This is a genomic window from Hydrogenophaga sp. T2 (assembly GCF_049843535.1).
Taxonomy (GTDB): Bacteria; Pseudomonadota; Gammaproteobacteria; order Burkholderiales; family Burkholderiaceae_C; genus Hydrogenophaga; species Hydrogenophaga crocea.
In genome coordinates this window covers 442,123-456,555 of the sequence record NZ_JBBHZJ010000004.1, presented here as the reverse complement: position 1 = coordinate 456,555, position 14,433 = coordinate 442,123, and the positions used below count along the sequence as shown (strand labels likewise).

Below are 14,433 nucleotides of genomic sequence, written 5' to 3'. Positions count from 1 at the left end.
GCCATGCACACGCTCAAACTCACCCAGATCGGCAATTCCGTGGGCGTGATCCTGCCCAAGGAGGTGCTGGCCAAACTGCAACTGGAGAAGGGAGACGAGGTGTATCTCACCGATTCTCCGGATGGCCTGCGTCTGACGGTGCACAACCCCGATTTCGAGGCCCAGATGGCCTTGGCGCGCGACATCATGAAGAAGCGCCGCAACGTTCTGCGTGAACTCGCGAAATGAAAGCCTGGGTCTGGCTTCAGCCGGACGTGCTGCTGGCCATCCATGAGGCGCAGTTGGCCGAGCATGGCGGTGCAGCCGGCGTGCGTGACATGGGCTTGTTCGAATCGGCGGTGGCCCGCCCGCAGCACCTCGATGCCTATGGCCTGCCGGATGGATCTCGTCCCGACGTGGCCTCACTGGCTGCGGCCTATGGGTACGGGCTGTCGCGCAACCACCCGTTCATCGATGGCAACAAGCGAACCGGCTTCGTGGCCACGGAGTTGTTCCTCGTGCTCAACGGGTGGGAACTGGTGGCAGACGATGGGGCCTGCGTGCTGACGATGCTGGCCGTTGCCTCGGGGGAGCTCAGCGAAGCGGGGTTTGCGGCCTGGCTGCGGGCGCACACCGCCCACGCCACCTGATCAGTCTTCCGGTCGCAGCCCCAGCAGCATCGAAGGCGGCACGCGGCCGTCGATGTCGCGCGGCAGCGTGCCCGTGCGGTCGATGGCGCGCAGCACCGCTTCGTCCCAGGCCGGGTTGCCGCTGCTCTTGGCGAGGCGGCGGCCCGTGATGGCGCCGTCGGGCGCGACCTTCACCTCCACTTCGGCGCGCGGGTTGCCCGGCGCCAGCTCGGTGAACACGATGTTGGGCTTGATGCGCGCCACCACCTTGCCCGCATAGCTCGACGACGGCCCGCTCGACTGCTGCGCCGTGCCCGTGCTCTGCGGGCCGCCGCTCGCGCCGGCCTGGCCCATCATGCGGGCCAGCTGTTCCTTGCGCAGCTGTTCCTGCACCTGGGCCTGGCGGCGCTCGTCGGCGGCCTTCTTCTCGGCCGCGCGCTTCTCTTCGGCCAGGCGCTGCTGTCGCTCGCGCTCGGCCTGGGCCTTCTTCTCGGCGGCGGCTTTTTCGGCGGCCGCTTTTTTCTCCGCCGCGGCCTTTTTCTCGGCCGCCGCTTTCTTCTCGGCCAGCTCGCGTTCGCGCTCGCGCTTTTCTTCGGCCAGCCGGCGTTGCTCGCGCTCGCGCGCGGCGGCTTCGGCCTTGGCCTTGGCTTGCTGGGTCGCGATGTCGGGCTGCGCGGGCGCGGGGGCCGGGGCCGGTGGGGGCGGGGGCGGCGCCGGTTGCGGCGCGGGGGCCGGCGGGGGTGGCGGAGCCGGGGGCGTCGGGGCCGGCGGCGGTGGCGGCGGTTCGACGGCGCGGGGCGCGGCCTCTTGCGGCAGACGCGACCAGATCTCGGCCTCGACCGCGGGCGTGACGGCGTCGCGGCGCCAGCTCACGCCCCAGGTGAGCGCGGCGATGAGCAGCGCGTGCACGACGACGGCCTTGCCGACGGCGCCACCCCAACGGCCGGTGGGCGGCGGGGCGAGGTCGAGGTGGTCGGCGGTGGATCGCATGGGGTCTGACAACGGCGTCGATCAGCGGCCGGTCTGCACCGCGAGGCCCACGCGCTGCACACCGTTCTTCTGCAACGTGTCCATCACCCTGACCACGGACTCGTAGCGCACGGTCTTGTCGGCGCTGATGATCACCGGCACGGTCGCCGGGTCGCTGCCCTCGGCGCTTTGCAACTCTCGCACGCGCAGCGCGAGCAGGTTCAGGGGCACCGGCACGCCCTCGGCGCTCGCGCGGCCTTCGACCACGCGCAGCTCTTCGTTCTTGTCGATCACCACCTGCACGAAGCGGTCGGGCTGGCGCTGGGCCTGGCCCACGCTGGGCAGCGCGATCTGGCTCGGCGTGATCAGCGGCGCCGTGACCATGAAGATGATCAGCAGCACCAACATCACGTCGATGAACGGGACCATGTTGATCTCGTTGACGGTGCGGCGGCCGCGGCCGCGGGGAGCGAGCTTGGCCATGGCGGGTTCAGAAGCTCGATGCGCTGGCGCTGGGGTGGGCCGGTTGCACGCCGAGGTTGCGCTGCAGGATGTTGGAGAACTCCTCCATGAAGGTCTCCAGGCCGTTGGCCACGCGGTCGATGTCGTGCGTGAAGCGGTTGTAGGCGACCACCGCGGGGATGGCCGCGAACAGGCCGATGGCCGTGGCCACGAGCGCTTCGGCGATGCCCGGCGCCACCGTGGCCAGTGTCACCTGGGCCAGCGAGGCCAGGCCGGTGAAGGCGTGCATGATGCCCCAGACCGTTCCGAACAGGCCCACATAGGGCGCGACCGAGCCCACCGTGCCCAGGAACGAGAGATTGGCTTCGAGCACGTCGAGCTCGCGCTGGAAGCTCGCGCGCATGGCGCGGCGCGCGCCATCGAGCAGGGCGCCGCTGTCGGTGATGCGGCGCTCGCGCAGCTTCTGGTACTCGCGCATGCCGCTGGCGAAGATGCGTTCCATGGGGCCGCCCTGGCGCGCGTTCTGCGTGGCCGCCGCGTAGAGCTCGTTGAGGTTGGCGCCCGACCAGAACTCGCGCTCGAATTCGTCGTTCTTGCCTTTCACGCGCTTGAGCGTGCCCAGCTTGCGGAAGATCGCGGCCCAGCTGAGCAGCGACATCAGCACGAGCAGCAGCACCACGGCCTGGACCACCCAGGTCGCGTGGAGCATGAGCTGGACGATGGAGAGATCAGGGGTCATGGCGTCAGGGATCGCGGTAGAGACAAAAGGTTTCTGAACGTGCCGGCTGTGAGGGGTTCCTCGGGCGCGGCGCTGCGGTCAGCCCAGGCCTGTGCCCAGGCCCAGGGCGCGCAGCAGTTCGGAGGGCATGCGGCGCGGCGCCAAGGTGGTGGCGTCGACCCAGCCGATGCGGATGGTGCCTTCGCACAGCAGTTCACCCCCCGGGGCGTCGCGGCGCGCGGTCTGCGCGATTGTCAGGGACGCGCGGCCCGCTTCCGTCACGTCGGCGGTAACCAGAAGCAAATCATCGAGCCGGGCCGGGCGGTGGTAGCGCAGCTCGGTGCCGCTCACCACGAACAGGCCGCCGGCCGTTTCGCGCAGGCGCTGCTGTTCGACGCCGCGCGCGCGCAGCCACTCGGTGCGCGCGCGTTCGAAGAACTTGAGGTAGTTGGCGTAGAAGACGATGCCGCCCGCGTCGGTGTCTTCCCAGTAGACGCGCACGCGCCAGGCGAACGGGGGCTGGCCGCCGGGCGTGGCGCTCACAGCGCGGCCTCCAGTCGGGCGACCGCCTCCTGGAGCTGCTCCAGGGAGCTGGCGGTGGAAAAACGCAGGTAGCGGCCCGGGTCGGCCTGCGCGAAGTCGCGGCCCGGCGTGGCCGCGATCTGGCAGCGGCGCAGCAGCTCGAAGGCGAAGCGCCAGCTCTGCGCGTCTTCGGGCCGTGCGCCACCGGGCGCCAGGCCCCAGCGGGCGGCGGCCGCGCGGATGTCGGCCCAGGCGTAGAAGGCGCCGTCGGGCACCACGGGCACGTGCAGACCGAGGCGGTTGAGCTCGGGAATGAAGACATCGCGCCGCGCCTGGAAGGCCGCGCGGCGGCGCTCGTACTCGTGCAGGCTCTCGGGCTCGAAGCAGGCGAGCGCGGCATGCTGCGCGATCGCGCTCGCGCAGATGAAGAGGTTTTGCGCCAGCCGCTCCACCGCGGGCACCAGCGCGGGCGGCAGCACCAGCCAGCCCAGACGCCAGCCCGTCATGTTGAAGTACTTGCTGAAGCTGTTGACGCTGATCACCGACTCGCCCAGGCCGTCGGGCAGCGAGAGCGCGGTCTGGCCGAAGGCGGTGTCGTAGCTCAGGCCCAGGTAGATCTCGTCGATCAGCGTGATGCCGTCGCGCGCGCGCACCTCGGCGGCGATGCGCTGCAGCTCGTCGCGCGCGATCGAGGTGCCCGTGGGGTTGGAGGGCGAGGCCAGCAGCACGCCGCGCGTGCGCGCGCCCCACTGGCTGCGCACCTGCTCGGCGCTGAGCTGGAAGCGCTGCTCGGGGCCGCAGGGCACCATCACCGCGCGGCCCTCGGCCGCCTGCACGAACTGGCGGTTGCAGGGGTAGCTCGGGTCGGGCATGAGCACTTCGTCGCCCGCGTCGATGAGCGCGAGGCAGGCCAGCTGCAGCGCGGCCGACGCGCCAGCGGTGACCACGATGCGCGAGGGATCGACCCGGTGGCCCCAGCGCGTGAAGTACCAGCCCGCGATGGCCTCGCGCAGCGCGGGCAGGCCCAGGGCGTTGGTGTACTGGCTGCGGCCGTCGCGGATGGCGCGCTCGGCGGCCTGCTGCACCAGCGGCGGCGCGGTGAAATCGGGCTCCCCGATGTTGAGCGCGATCACGGGGCGGGCCGCGCTCGCGGCCTCGCGCGCGGCCGCCTTGGCCACTTCCATGACGTAGAAGGGATCGACGCGCTGGGCGCGGGCCGAGATCTTCATCGGCGCGTGCCCGCGCGCGGAGCGGCGGCGACCTCGGCCGGGCGCAGCTGCTCGGCCAGCGGGTGCAGCACGCCGTTGACGAACTTGTGGCCGTCGGTGCCGCCGAAGGACTTGGCGAGTTCGATGCACTCGTTGAGCACCACGCGCCAGGGCACATCGGGGCAGTGCTGGAATTCGTACACGCCGATCCAGAGCACGCCGTGCTCGATGGGCGAGAGCTCGGCCAGCGGGCGGTCCAGGCGCGGCGCGATCAGCGCGTCGAGCTCGGCGCCCTGCGCGGTGCAGCCGCGCACCAGCGCGTCGAAGTGCAGGCTGTCGCACTTGTGGAAGCCCGAGAGGTCGCGCGTGAAGGCGTCGATCGCGTCCACCGGGTTGCGGCCCACCAGGTGCTGGTAGAGCGCCTGCAGCGCGAACTCGCGTGCGCGCGTGCGCGCCGACTTGTCGGTGGCCTTGCGGTGGGCGGCGTTGTCTTGCGTGCTCATGCTCAGCCGATCTGCTCCAGAACCAGGGCCATCTCGACCGCGACGCGCGCCGCGTCGCGGCCCTTGTCGACCTGGCGCGCCAGGGCCTGGGCCTCGTTCTCGGTGGTGAGGATGGCGTTGGCGATCGGCAACTGGTGGTCGAGCGCCACGCGCGTGACACCGGCGCCCGACTCGTTGGCCACGAGCTCGAAGTGGTAGGTCTCGCCGCGGATGATGCAGCCCAGCGCGATCAGCGCGTCGTACTCCTCGCGCTCGGCCATGGCCTGCAGCACCACGGGCACCTCGAGCGCGCCCGGCACCTTCACGTGAGCGATGTTTTTCTCCTGCACGCCCAGGGCGAGCAGCTCGGCGTGACAGGCCTGGAAGAGGGCGTCGGTGATGGCCTCGTTGAAGCGGGCCTGCACGATGCCGATGTGCAGGCGCTTGCCGTCGAGCGCGCCTGCCGTGCCTTTGTCTGCACCAAACATGGGGATTGCCTTGTGTTCTTGAAAATCAGTTCGGGCGGCCGATGAAGCCGACGATCTCGAGGCCGTGGCCCTGCATGCTGGGCATGCGCCGCGGGTTGCCCATGAGCTCCATGCGCGCCACGCCGCATTCGCGCAGGATCTGCGCGCCCACGCCGTAGGTGCGCAGGTCCATGCGGCCGCGCTCGGGCGCCTGGGCCGCGCGGGCCGTGCCCTCGAACTGCGCGAGCAGTTGATCGGCCGACTCGCCGCAGTTGAGCAGCACTGCGACGCCGCGGCCCTTGTCGGCCAGGAAGCGCAGGCTCTGCTCGAGGCTCCAGCTGTGCATGGCACGGCCCACCTCGAGCGCGTCGAGCACCGACAGCGGTTCGTGCACGCGCACGGGCACCACGTCCTGCGGGCCCCACTGGCCTTTGACCAGCGCCAGGTGCACGGCGCCGCTGGGCTGGTCGCGGAAGGCGTGGGCGGTGAATTCGCCGAAGGCGGTGTTGAGCGCGCGCACGCCCACCTTCTGCACCAGGCATTCGGTGCGGCTGCGGTATTCGATGAGGTCGGCGATGGTGCCGATCTTGATGCCGTGCTCGGCCGCGAAGAGCTGCAGGTCGGGCAGGCGGGCCATGGTGCCGTCGTCCTTCATGACCTCGCAGATCACGGCGGCGGGCGTGCAGCCGGCCATGGCGGCCAGGTCGCAGCCGGCTTCGGTGTGGCCGGCGCGCATGAGCACGCCGCCCTCGACGGCCTGCAGCGGGAAGATGTGGCCGGGCTGCACCAGGTCGCTGGCCTTGGCATTGGGCGCCACGGCGGCCTGCACGGTGCGCGCGCGGTCGGCGGCCGAGATGCCGGTGGTCACGCCCTCGGCGGCCTCGATGGAGGCCGTGAAGGCCGTGCCCATCTTGGTGCCGTTGCGCGGCACCATGGGCGGCAGGTTCAGGCGCTCGCAGCGCTCCTTGGTGAGCGTGAGGCAGATCAGGCCGCGGCCGTAGCGCGCCATGAAGTTGATGGCCTCGGGCGTGACGTGGTCGGCCGCGAGCACGAGGTCGCCTTCGTTCTCGCGGTCTTCCTCGTCGACCAGGATCACCATGCGCCCGGCGCGGATGTCGGCCACGATGGCCTCGACCGGTGAAATGGCCACGGGGGTCAGGATCTGTTCGGGTGCGTTCATGTGGGCTCCGGGGTGGGGGCCAGCACGCCAGCCGAGAGCATGCGCTCGACGTAACGGGCCACGGTGTCGATTTCGAGGTTCACGGTGCTGCCGGCGGCGAGGTCGCCGAGCGTGGTGTGTTGCACCGTGTGGGGAATGAGGTTGATGCTGAACCCGCAGCCCTCGGGCTGGTCGTCCACGCGGTTGACGGTGAGGCTCACGCCATTGACCGTGATCGAGCCTTTGTAGGCCAGGTACTTGCCGAGTTCGGCCGGGGCGCGCACGCGCAGCTCCCAGCTCTCGCCCACGGGCGCGAAATGGGTCACGGTGCCGATGCCGTCCACGTGCCCGGACACGATGTGCCCGCCCAGGCGGTCGTGCGCGCGCAGGGCCTTTTCGAGGTTGACGCGCGGGCCGACCGCGCCCAGGCCGGTGGTGCGGGCCAGCGATTCGGCGGAGATGTCGATGGTGAAGCGGTGCGCCGGCAGGTCGAGCGAGGTGACCGTCATGCAGGCGCCGTTGAGCGCGATGCTGTCGCCCAGAGCGACGTCGTCGAGATAGCCCGGTGGCGCTTCGATGGTGAGGCGCCGCCCGTGCTGCAAAGAACCGCCCAGCGCATGGGAGTCGGCGATGCGCCCCACGCCGGTGATGATGCCGGTGAACATGCCGGCATTTTCGCAGGGTTTGGACGACCGCCCGGCGGATCGCTCGACAGCCCCCGGGCGGGCAGGGGTCAGCCGCCCTTGAAGCAGGCGGCCAGCGACGCGCCGGCGGCTGCGTTGAGCAGGCGGCGCGCCCCGGTGTGGGTGAGTTCGAGGTCGCCGCAGCGGTCGTCGGCCATGCCGCCGGTGCGCAGCGCGCGCAGCGTGTAGGCCTGGGCCGCGGTGAGCGTGGCCACCACCGCGTTGTTCTCGACCAGCACGATCCGGTAGGCCGGCGCGCCTTCGCGCGGCGTTTGCTGCAGGCTCGCGGGCAGGCTCGCGCCCACGTGGGTGTCCATGCTGCCGTAGCGCCGGCGCAGGAACTGGCTGGCCTCTTCGAGCGCGCGCTGGGCGTCGGCGCGCCGGCTCGCGTGCACGTGCTCGGTGTAGCTCGGGTAGGTGATGGTGGCGAGGATGGCGATGATCGCGCAGGTGATCATCAGCTCGAGCAGGGTGAAGCCGCGGTGGCGGCCGCCGGGTGTGCGCGGGCGGCTCATTGCGGCAGCCTCGTGAGCGTGTACTGCTGGCGGCTCCAGCGGCCGGGGCAGTTGACGCCGCTGTCGAGGGCGCCACCCAGGCCGACGATGCTCCAGCGCCCGCCAAGGCAGGACGTGTTCTCGGGCGGCGCTTCGCCGTCCCGGCCCGCCACTCGGGTCAGGCCCTTTTGGGCGGCGTTCATTTCCGAAGGGGCCAGCCGATTGACGAAGCCGCTGCCGCGGCCGAAGCCGCCGGTGGTGGAGAACACCGCGGACACCGCGTCGAGCCGCCCGTCGTGGTCGACGTCGAAGGCCGGCTTGCCTTCGCCATCGAGGGCGTTGAACACGTACACCGCGCTGAGCGGCGTGGCCGGGGCCTCGCAGTTTTCGGCGCTGGTGCCGTTCTGGTTGATCACCACCGTGGTCAGCACCACGCTCGAGCCCGCGTTCACCACCTGGGCGATCGAGCGTTCGCCGGGATAGCGCCCGCCGAGCATGAACTTCCAGCCGCGGTAGGCGGGCGGGTTGGCGTTCCAGTCGATTTTGCGGCGCGTGAGCTGGTAGAAGCTGTTGGCGCCCGCCACGGCCTGTTGCTGCACCACGTCCTGCTGCAGCAGTTGATCGGCGGTGACGGGCACGAAGTCCGGGGCGGGCGCGCCGTCCTGGCGCGAGGTGGGGTCCCAGATGCCGTAGACGCTTTCGCGCTGCGCGGTGTCGCCCGGGTCGCTGTCGTCGAGCAGCATGCCGGTGCCCACCACGACGATGGTGCCGCCCCCGGGGTGGGCCTGCCACGCGGGGGCACCGTAGATGGGGCGGTGGTTCTCGGTGGTGAACAGCGGTTGGCCGTAGGCCACCTTCCAGTTGGCCGGCGCGCCGCGCAGATCGAAGCGCCACAGCTGGCCGTTGGCGTCGCCCGCGTAGGCCGCGACGATGCGCCAGCGGGTGTCGCGCACCAGGGTCACGCCGCCGAGGCCGCGTCCCGCCGGGTAGGCCGGGGGCAAGGCGATCGTGCGGATCACGGCGCCGGTCAGGGCGTTGAGCACGACGAGCCCGTGCCGGCTGCCATCGGCCTGGCCGTTGTGGTGGCCGCTGCCGAGCACCACGACCCAGTCGCCCGAGTCGGTCTGGCCGCTGCGCGCGGGCGTGGTCATGTGGCCGCTCGCAAACGGCGTGTTGTCGCCGTCGTAGGCCGTGTCCATGGCGTCGGGGCCGGTCTCCCACAGGAAGTTGGCGGCCGTGAGCGGGTCTGTTTCTGGCGCGCCCCGGGGGGCGCGCAGCCCGTAGACCAGGGGTTCGCCGCGGCCGCCGGTGCCCACCACGAGCTGCGTCCACGAGCGGCCGTCGTAGACGTCGTTGAGGGACAGCGGGCCGTCGAGCACGTAGCGGAACGGGCGGTCGCTGTCGGCCTGGTCGAGCAGGCGCTTCATGCTGCGCCGGGGCATGTAGGCGGCCCGCTCGCTGCCGTGGGCGGCGTCGAGGGCGTGCACCACACCGGCGTTGGTCGCCACGAACAGGGTGTCGCTCAGCGGGCTGGTTTGCGCGAGAAAGCCGGCGTAGGCGGTTTTGCCGCTCACCGTGCTCGCGGGATCGTCGTAGCCCAGGTGCTGGGCCGCGCTCTGAAGCACCGGCGGGCTGTTGACGATCGCGCCCATGCGCGAGCTGCCGCGCAAGCGGTACAGCTGGTTGGCCGTGTCGACCACCGGGTCCTTGCCGCGCAGGTAGTCGACGAAGCCCGAGCCGCCGGGCAGGTAGGCGGCGCGGGCGCCCGCCTGAAGATTCGCCCGCACGCCCGCGGGCAGGTTGGTCAAAAGGCCCTTGAATTCGAAGCCGCTGCCGTTGTCGTCGAGGCTGTAGACCTTGCGCAGATCGGGCGGGGGCAGCAAGGCCTGGGCCGACCAGTAGGTGGTGCTCGGGGGGCTGAGCGTCTGGCCGCTCGCGTTCGTGTCGAGCAGCACCGGCGCGCCCTTGTCGTCGAGCCGCATGGCGGTCACGTCGCCGGCGTTGTCGTTGGTGCGGTAGGTCACGCCGTATTTCAGGCGCGTGGCCAGCGCCCCGGCGACCGAGCCCGCGGACGTGGTGCCCAGCGCGACGCCCGCGTCGTTGCCCGAGGTGTTGAGGATGTCGGCCAGGATGGCGTTGAAGACGGTCAGCAGCTCTTCGGTCTTGTAGATGCTGAAGCTGCGCGCGCCGCCCGTGTAGCCGGCCTGGATGAAGTCGTCGATGTGGGCCGGCGGCAGGTCGGCCGCGCCGTTGGTGACCGTGGGCCAGCTCGGGGGCGTGGCGGTGCCCGGGTTCTGCAGGAAATCGGCCCGGTACTTGTCGATCTGCTCGAAGCTGAGGCCGCTGGTGGCCAGGGAGCCGTCGATCCGCCGCATCTTGCCCGAGGGCTGCACCATGTAACCCGCCGTGTAGGTGGTGATGTTCTGCCAGAACGTGGGCTTGCCCGGCTGCGTGGGCACCTCGTTGGCGAGGTTGGGGCGCAGGTCTTCGTTCCAGTGTTGGTGCGCCGTCAGGTCGGCGAGCGTGCCGCTGGAGACCCCGGGGTAGGGGATGTAGAGGTCGCGCGGGTTGTCGGACCCTTTGGGGTTGTAGGCCAGCGCGGGCGGGGGCAGGCCGTTGCGGCCGGTGCCGGTGAAGGTCTTGCCGGCCTGGCTGTCGTCGTCGCTGCCCCCGTTCGTGGCCGTGCCGTTGGACCAGCCGCCATCGGACAGCACGAGGTTGTAGGCCCGGCGGCAGCCCATCTCGGGGTTGGTCGCACTGGCCAGCCTCGCCGGGTCGCGCGCCCAGGGGTTTTCCGAGGCCTCGGCCGGCACGCGCAGGTAGTCGGCGACCTTGTCGAGCGCGTTGTGCAGCGGGGTGCTGCCGAAGGGGGTGCTGAAGTACAGCCAGTCGTAGAAGGTCTGGTTGTCGGCCGACCCCGTTTGCCAGTCGCGCGCGCCGCGCAAGACCTTGGGCTTGTCCACCACGACGCCGGGCCGAAGCCCGATCGCCGATCCGAGGTCGTTGATCGGCAGGTAGCCGATGCGGACCTGCGCGTTGAGGCGGGTGTCGCTCAGCGCCAGACCCAGGGCGGTGGCGGCCGCCGACATGCGGTCGCGGTGGTAGCGGAACCAGTTCAGGATGTTGGCGGTTTCCTGGGCCGTGGTGCAGCTCGTGGGGCCGCAATCGCTGCGGTGGTGGTCGGCCGGCAGGGGAATGCTGGCCAGCGAGCCGTAGACCACGTCGACGGTGGTGCCCGCCTCGCAGAACTGCCCGCCGATGTTCTTGGCGAGATCGGGCCGGTTCAATGGCACGCCCTTGAAGCCCAGCCTGCTGCACACCACGTAGCTGAACACCGGCGGGGCGCCGGTGCGCACGTCGGCCGCCGTGAGCTTGACGTGCCGGGGCACATAGGCGCTGATGGCGCTGTTGGTGAAGGCGCTCCAGAACTGCGTGCTGTCCTGCATCTGCGCGAGGTCGTAAGCCGGGCGGGGCCATTCGTCGCTTCGCACGACCAGGGGGGCGGTGTCGCGCATGGACGCGCGCGAGGGCGCGAACAGGTAGCGCGAATAGCTCGCGTTGTCCTGGTTGCCGACGAACACGAGCTTGTCGTTCACAGGCACCGGCTGGCCCAGCGCGTCCACGCGCGGCCGGTAGGTGAGGCGCGGGTTGTAGTACAGCGGGTTGGCCTCGCTCGAGCGCATGGCCTGCCAGTAGCCGCCGTGCACGATCTGCCCGCCGCTGCCGTAGTCCTGTTGCGTGATGTGGTAGTCGTCCTGCATGGGCAAGGCCATGGACCCCGAGTTGTCGAGCGTGACCATCAGGATCGGCTTGGCCCCCACCGCACCGACCATCAAAGGATGCTCGGCGGGCTGTGCCCGGGCCGCGGCCCCGATCAGCAGCAGCGGCAGCAGCGCGATCAGCCCGTGCAGACCGTGTCGAAACCGGGGCGGGCGTGGCGCATTCGACTCACTCATAACCGGCTCCTGAGGCTGACCGAACGGGAAGGGTGGGCGACACGATGGCCTGCAGCCAGACCTCGCTGCCCGCCAGGCCCACCAGGGCGCCGGTGGCGGAGTCGATGGCGGCGCCCGCCGACAGCCCGCGTGCGGTCACGAGGTAGCGGCTGTGGGTCATGGCCTCGGCCATGCAGGTCGGCGCCGGCGCGCTGGCCGGTTCGGCACTGACCGAGTCCGCCGGCGCGGGCACCTCGATCAGCGAAGCAGCGCCCGGCACCCAGTTGCCGATCGCAGCCCACCGGGCCTGGGCATCGCCGGCATCGCTCAAGGGGGGCGCCGTCACGAGCCTGGCCTTGACGGCGTTGTCGTAGACCGTGCCGTCCTCGACGGCATCGATGACCACCGCCTCGCAGTACCGCAGGGCGCTTTCGGCCGCCAGGCGGGCGACCTCGCCCATGCGGCTGTTGTTGGCGATCTCTTCGACCGTGGCGCTGCGCCGGGCCGCGAACAAACCGGCCAGGGCCAGCACGGTGAGCAGGAACAAGACCACGGGCAGCACAGTGCCGTGCTGCCCGCCCACGGGTGCCGGTCCGCGGCACCGGCTGCGTGAAGGCCTCATGGTGCGAGGCCCGCGTAGGGGTTGGCGACCGATCCGCCGCTGGCCTCGTAGGGCCGGGGGATCGCGGGTCGCGCGTTCGGCAACGGCACCAGGGCCCGGTAGGCTCGGCGCAGGTAGCGGTCGGTCGCCGTTTGGACCGTGCCATCGCACGCGACGTGGCGGGTGAGCTGGGCCAGGGTCTGACCGTCGGCCGCCACGGGCCGGGCCGAGCGCACGAGCACGCAGACCTCGACCGCGGCCACCCGGGCCCAGTCGTCCGCGGTGGCCAGCGCGGAGGCTTCGACGATGCCGGTGACCTGGTGGGGCGCAATGGCGCCGGCGGCCGTGGCCCGGGTGATGGCATAGCGCAGGCGCAGGCGCTCGACATTGGGCACCAGGGCCGCGGTGCCGCGAGCGCCGCCGCCCGTGCCGCCGCGGCAGAACAGCGATGGCGTGTTGTTGACGTCGTTGTCCACGTAGAAGCGGTGGTCGGCCAGGAAGACCCCGGCCGTGTTCGCCGCGATGGCGGTGCCGGTGCAGTTGCCCGGCGCGGGCGGCTGGCCGGGTACGGGCAGCAGCGCCGTGCTGTTGAGCAGGCTGGCTTCGTAGCCGATGGCGATGGCGTCGTTGGACGGGCCGCCGGTGTTGCAGGTGCCTGGCGCGCCGAACGCACCGCCGGTGTCCGCGAAGCCCTTGTCGCACCCCCAGACGGGCAGGTCGGTGAACACGCGCCTGCCCGATGCGTCCAGCGACGAATAGCCGGCCAGCGCGATCTGGCTGCGCAGCACCTGAAGCGCGAGTGCGCCTTCCTCGTTCATCTCGGATGCGAGCGCGCCATAGCGCGCCGCGCTGGCCGTTTGCAGGTAGGTGAGGCTGGCCACCCCGGTGACGAAGAGGCCCAGGGCGAGCGCCACCATCAGCTCCACGAGCGTGAGGCCGCGTTGGCGGTGGGTTCTGCCACACAGCGGCTTCACAGGCCCACCCGCCAGTGCATGCAACTGCGGCCGTTGCGGGCGCTCTCGCTCAGGTCCTTTTTGCAGGCGTGCCGCGCCGCGCCATCCAGGCTGTTGGCCGGATCGATCGATGTGTCGCGCCAGAGCAGCCAGATGTCGAGCTCGCGGGCCTGCGCGCTCGGTCGCGAGACGACTTCGGCCGCGCCGTCCGGCAAGGCGTGGGCCACCAGTTGCAGAAAGGCTTGCCGGTCCGCCGCCGCCACGTTGCGGGCCGCGTCGGTGTCCGGGGCGTCGGCGTCCAGGCCGGGGATGCCGCTGGCGGGCGTGGTCCCGAACGCGATGTCGTAGGCGCCCAGATCGAATCCGTACACGTTCAGGCGAGCGCGTTCGACGTAGTACTGGCCGAGCGAGACGGCGGTCAGGCGCATCTGCGCGGCCTTCTGGTGCAGCAGGGCCGATGCCCCGAGCCGGGCCATGGCGAGCAAACCGAAACTCATGACGGCAATGGCCACCAGCACCTCGATCAGACCTGCGCCCCGTTGCCGGTCGGTTCGGACGCCGCGCTCAGGGGGTCTGGCTGACATAGGACCGCCCGATGGCGTTGAGGGTGACGGTGCGACCTTCCCCGGCCGCGCCGGCAGCGAGCAGGCGCATGGTGAGGCCCTTGCTGCTGTTGAGCGTGCCATTGGGTCGGAAGGAGAGCCGGTTCGCGGCCGGGCCGCTGTGGGTCATGCTCGCGATGCCGCTCTGGGGCCCGCGCTGGGCCACCACGGTGTCGCCGGCGTCGAGCTGGTGGTCGGCGTTGAGGTCGATGAAGACCAGCCAGCCCCGGGCCCAGTTGGTCTGCGTGTCGCAGCCGCCGCTGCCGTTCTGCACGCACACCTCGACGTTGCGCGAGACGCGGGTGGCCGTGCTGCGGGCGAGCCGCATGTCGCCCGCAAAGGCGTCGGTGGCGGCGTCGAGCCGCCACTGGCGCAACAGGCCGGTGAAGGCCGGCACGCCCAGGGTGAGCAGCAGCGCCAGCACCACCAGGCTCACCAGGAGTTCGACGAGCGTGAAGCCGTTGGGGCGCGGGCGCGTGCCAGTGAAGGTACCGGCGCGGGTGCGAGTGCGGATGGGTGGGGGGCTTTGCGTCACCCGCGCATGGTCCACAGCGGCGCCGGGCGGCGAGG

Annotated in this window: 17 protein-coding genes; 2 read left to right on the top strand and 15 right to left on the bottom strand. The window is 71.2% G+C overall.

The features are described 5' to 3' along the window. Positions 1 to 3: 3 nt before the first annotated feature. Both WDZ95_RS12415 and WDZ95_RS12410 read left to right on the top strand, forming a co-directional pair. Positions 4 to 228, top strand: a complete 225-nt coding sequence (locus WDZ95_RS12415) for an AbrB/MazE/SpoVT family DNA-binding domain-containing protein (protein ID WP_425778817.1) — start codon at positions 4 to 6, stop codon at positions 226 to 228. Continuing rightward, on the top strand, positions 225 to 629 hold the full coding sequence (locus WDZ95_RS12410) for a type II toxin-antitoxin system death-on-curing family toxin (protein WP_425778815.1): 405 nt from the start codon (positions 225 to 227) through the stop codon (positions 627 to 629). Before WDZ95_RS12415 ends, WDZ95_RS12410 begins: the two co-directional genes overlap by 4 nt. Here the strand turns inward: WDZ95_RS12410 and tolA are convergent, their stop codons facing one another. The 15 genes from tolA to WDZ95_RS12335 form a co-directional block, all read right to left on the bottom strand. Beyond that, positions 630 to 1,598: a cell envelope integrity protein TolA gene (gene tolA / locus WDZ95_RS12405; protein WP_425778813.1), complete on the bottom strand. Its 969-nt coding sequence runs from the start codon at positions 1,596 to 1,598 to the stop codon at positions 630 to 632. Between the two features lie 21 nt (positions 1,599 to 1,619). Further along, positions 1,620 to 2,060: an ExbD/TolR family protein gene (locus WDZ95_RS12400; protein ID WP_425778811.1), complete on the bottom strand. Its 441-nt coding sequence runs from the start codon at positions 2,058 to 2,060 to the stop codon at positions 1,620 to 1,622. Positions 2,061 to 2,067: 7 nt separating this feature from the next. Next, positions 2,068 to 2,778 (bottom strand): protein TolQ, encoded by a 711-nt coding sequence (tolQ, locus tag WDZ95_RS12395; protein WP_166225075.1) that lies wholly within the window; start codon positions 2,776 to 2,778, stop codon positions 2,068 to 2,070. 78 nt (positions 2,779 to 2,856) lie between these two features. Beyond that, the gene (gene ybgC, locus WDZ95_RS12390; RefSeq protein ID WP_425778809.1) at positions 2,857 to 3,300 is read right to left on the bottom strand and encodes a tol-pal system-associated acyl-CoA thioesterase; all 444 of its coding nucleotides are present in this window, start codon (positions 3,298 to 3,300) and stop codon (positions 2,857 to 2,859) included. Further along, positions 3,297 to 4,508 (bottom strand): pyridoxal phosphate-dependent aminotransferase, encoded by a 1,212-nt coding sequence (locus WDZ95_RS12385; protein ID WP_425778807.1) that lies wholly within the window; start codon positions 4,506 to 4,508, stop codon positions 3,297 to 3,299. The genes ybgC and WDZ95_RS12385 overlap by 4 nt, the downstream gene beginning before the upstream one ends. After that, on the bottom strand, positions 4,505 to 4,990 hold the full coding sequence (gene nusB / locus WDZ95_RS12380) for a transcription antitermination factor NusB (RefSeq protein ID WP_166225081.1): 486 nt from the start codon (positions 4,988 to 4,990) through the stop codon (positions 4,505 to 4,507). Before nusB ends, WDZ95_RS12385 begins: the two co-directional genes overlap by 4 nt. 2 nt (positions 4,991 to 4,992) lie before the next feature. Further along, complete coding sequence (gene ribH, locus WDZ95_RS12375; RefSeq protein ID WP_166225084.1) at positions 4,993 to 5,457, bottom strand: 6,7-dimethyl-8-ribityllumazine synthase; 465 nt, start codon at positions 5,455 to 5,457, stop codon at positions 4,993 to 4,995. Between the two features lie 25 nt (positions 5,458 to 5,482). Further along, positions 5,483 to 6,616, bottom strand: coding sequence for a bifunctional 3,4-dihydroxy-2-butanone-4-phosphate synthase/GTP cyclohydrolase II (ribBA, locus tag WDZ95_RS12370; RefSeq protein WP_425778804.1), 1,134 nt, complete (start codon positions 6,614 to 6,616; stop codon positions 5,483 to 5,485). Further along, positions 6,613 to 7,260: a riboflavin synthase gene (locus tag WDZ95_RS12365; protein ID WP_425778802.1), complete on the bottom strand. Its 648-nt coding sequence runs from the start codon at positions 7,258 to 7,260 to the stop codon at positions 6,613 to 6,615. Before WDZ95_RS12365 ends, ribBA begins: the two co-directional genes overlap by 4 nt. Before the next feature lie 68 nt (positions 7,261 to 7,328). Next, positions 7,329 to 7,793 (bottom strand): type IV pilin protein, encoded by a 465-nt coding sequence (locus WDZ95_RS12360; protein ID WP_425778800.1) that lies wholly within the window; start codon positions 7,791 to 7,793, stop codon positions 7,329 to 7,331. Further along, complete coding sequence (locus tag WDZ95_RS12355; protein WP_425778798.1) at positions 7,790 to 11,728, bottom strand: pilus assembly protein; 3,939 nt, start codon at positions 11,726 to 11,728, stop codon at positions 7,790 to 7,792. The genes WDZ95_RS12360 and WDZ95_RS12355 overlap by 4 nt, the downstream gene beginning before the upstream one ends. Further along, complete coding sequence (locus WDZ95_RS12350) at positions 11,721 to 12,329, bottom strand: pilus assembly PilX family protein (RefSeq protein ID WP_425778796.1); 609 nt, start codon at positions 12,327 to 12,329, stop codon at positions 11,721 to 11,723. The genes WDZ95_RS12355 and WDZ95_RS12350 overlap by 8 nt, the downstream gene beginning before the upstream one ends. Further along, positions 12,326 to 13,282, bottom strand: a complete 957-nt coding sequence (locus WDZ95_RS12345) for a PilW family protein (protein WP_425778794.1) — start codon at positions 13,280 to 13,282, stop codon at positions 12,326 to 12,328. The genes WDZ95_RS12350 and WDZ95_RS12345 overlap by 4 nt, the downstream gene beginning before the upstream one ends. Further along, positions 13,279 to 13,845 (bottom strand): type IV pilus modification PilV family protein, encoded by a 567-nt coding sequence (locus WDZ95_RS12340; RefSeq protein ID WP_425778792.1) that lies wholly within the window; start codon positions 13,843 to 13,845, stop codon positions 13,279 to 13,281. The genes WDZ95_RS12345 and WDZ95_RS12340 overlap by 4 nt, the downstream gene beginning before the upstream one ends. After that, a complete protein-coding gene (locus WDZ95_RS12335; protein ID WP_425778790.1) occupies positions 13,826 to 14,398 on the bottom strand; it encodes a GspH/FimT family protein in 573 nt (190 codons plus the stop codon). Before WDZ95_RS12335 ends, WDZ95_RS12340 begins: the two co-directional genes overlap by 20 nt. Positions 14,399 to 14,433 lie beyond the last annotated feature (35 nt).

Excerpts from the sequence above, each read along its gene's own strand:
- WDZ95_RS12415 (WP_425778817.1), top strand. The coding sequence starts at position 4 with ATGCACACGCTCAAACTCACCCAGATCGGCAATTCCGTGGGCGTGATC.
- WDZ95_RS12410 (WP_425778815.1), top strand. The coding sequence starts at position 225 with ATGAAAGCCTGGGTCTGGCTTCAGCCGGACGTGCTGCTGGCCATCCAT.
- tolA (WP_425778813.1), bottom strand. The coding sequence starts at position 1,598 with ATGCGATCCACCGCCGACCACCTCGACCTCGCCCCGCCGCCCACCGGC.
- WDZ95_RS12400 (WP_425778811.1), bottom strand. The coding sequence starts at position 2,060 with ATGGCCAAGCTCGCTCCCCGCGGCCGCGGCCGCCGCACCGTCAACGAG.
- tolQ (WP_166225075.1), bottom strand. The coding sequence starts at position 2,778 with ATGACCCCTGATCTCTCCATCGTCCAGCTCATGCTCCACGCGACCTGG.
- WDZ95_RS12385 (WP_425778807.1), bottom strand. The coding sequence starts at position 4,508 with ATGAAGATCTCGGCCCGCGCCCAGCGCGTCGATCCCTTCTACGTCATG.
- nusB (WP_166225081.1), bottom strand. The coding sequence starts at position 4,990 with ATGAGCACGCAAGACAACGCCGCCCACCGCAAGGCCACCGACAAGTCG.
- ribH (WP_166225084.1), bottom strand. The coding sequence starts at position 5,457 with ATGTTTGGTGCAGACAAAGGCACGGCAGGCGCGCTCGACGGCAAGCGC.
- ribBA (WP_425778804.1), bottom strand. The coding sequence starts at position 6,616 with ATGAACGCACCCGAACAGATCCTGACCCCCGTGGCCATTTCACCGGTC.
- WDZ95_RS12365 (WP_425778802.1), bottom strand. The coding sequence starts at position 7,260 with ATGTTCACCGGCATCATCACCGGCGTGGGGCGCATCGCCGACTCCCAT.
- WDZ95_RS12360 (WP_425778800.1), bottom strand. The coding sequence starts at position 7,793 with ATGAGCCGCCCGCGCACACCCGGCGGCCGCCACCGCGGCTTCACCCTG.
- WDZ95_RS12355 (WP_425778798.1), bottom strand. The coding sequence starts at position 11,728 with ATGAGTGAGTCGAATGCGCCACGCCCGCCCCGGTTTCGACACGGTCTG.
- WDZ95_RS12350 (WP_425778796.1), bottom strand. The coding sequence starts at position 12,329 with ATGAGGCCTTCACGCAGCCGGTGCCGCGGACCGGCACCCGTGGGCGGG.
- WDZ95_RS12340 (WP_425778792.1), bottom strand. The coding sequence starts at position 13,845 with ATGTCAGCCAGACCCCCTGAGCGCGGCGTCCGAACCGACCGGCAACGG.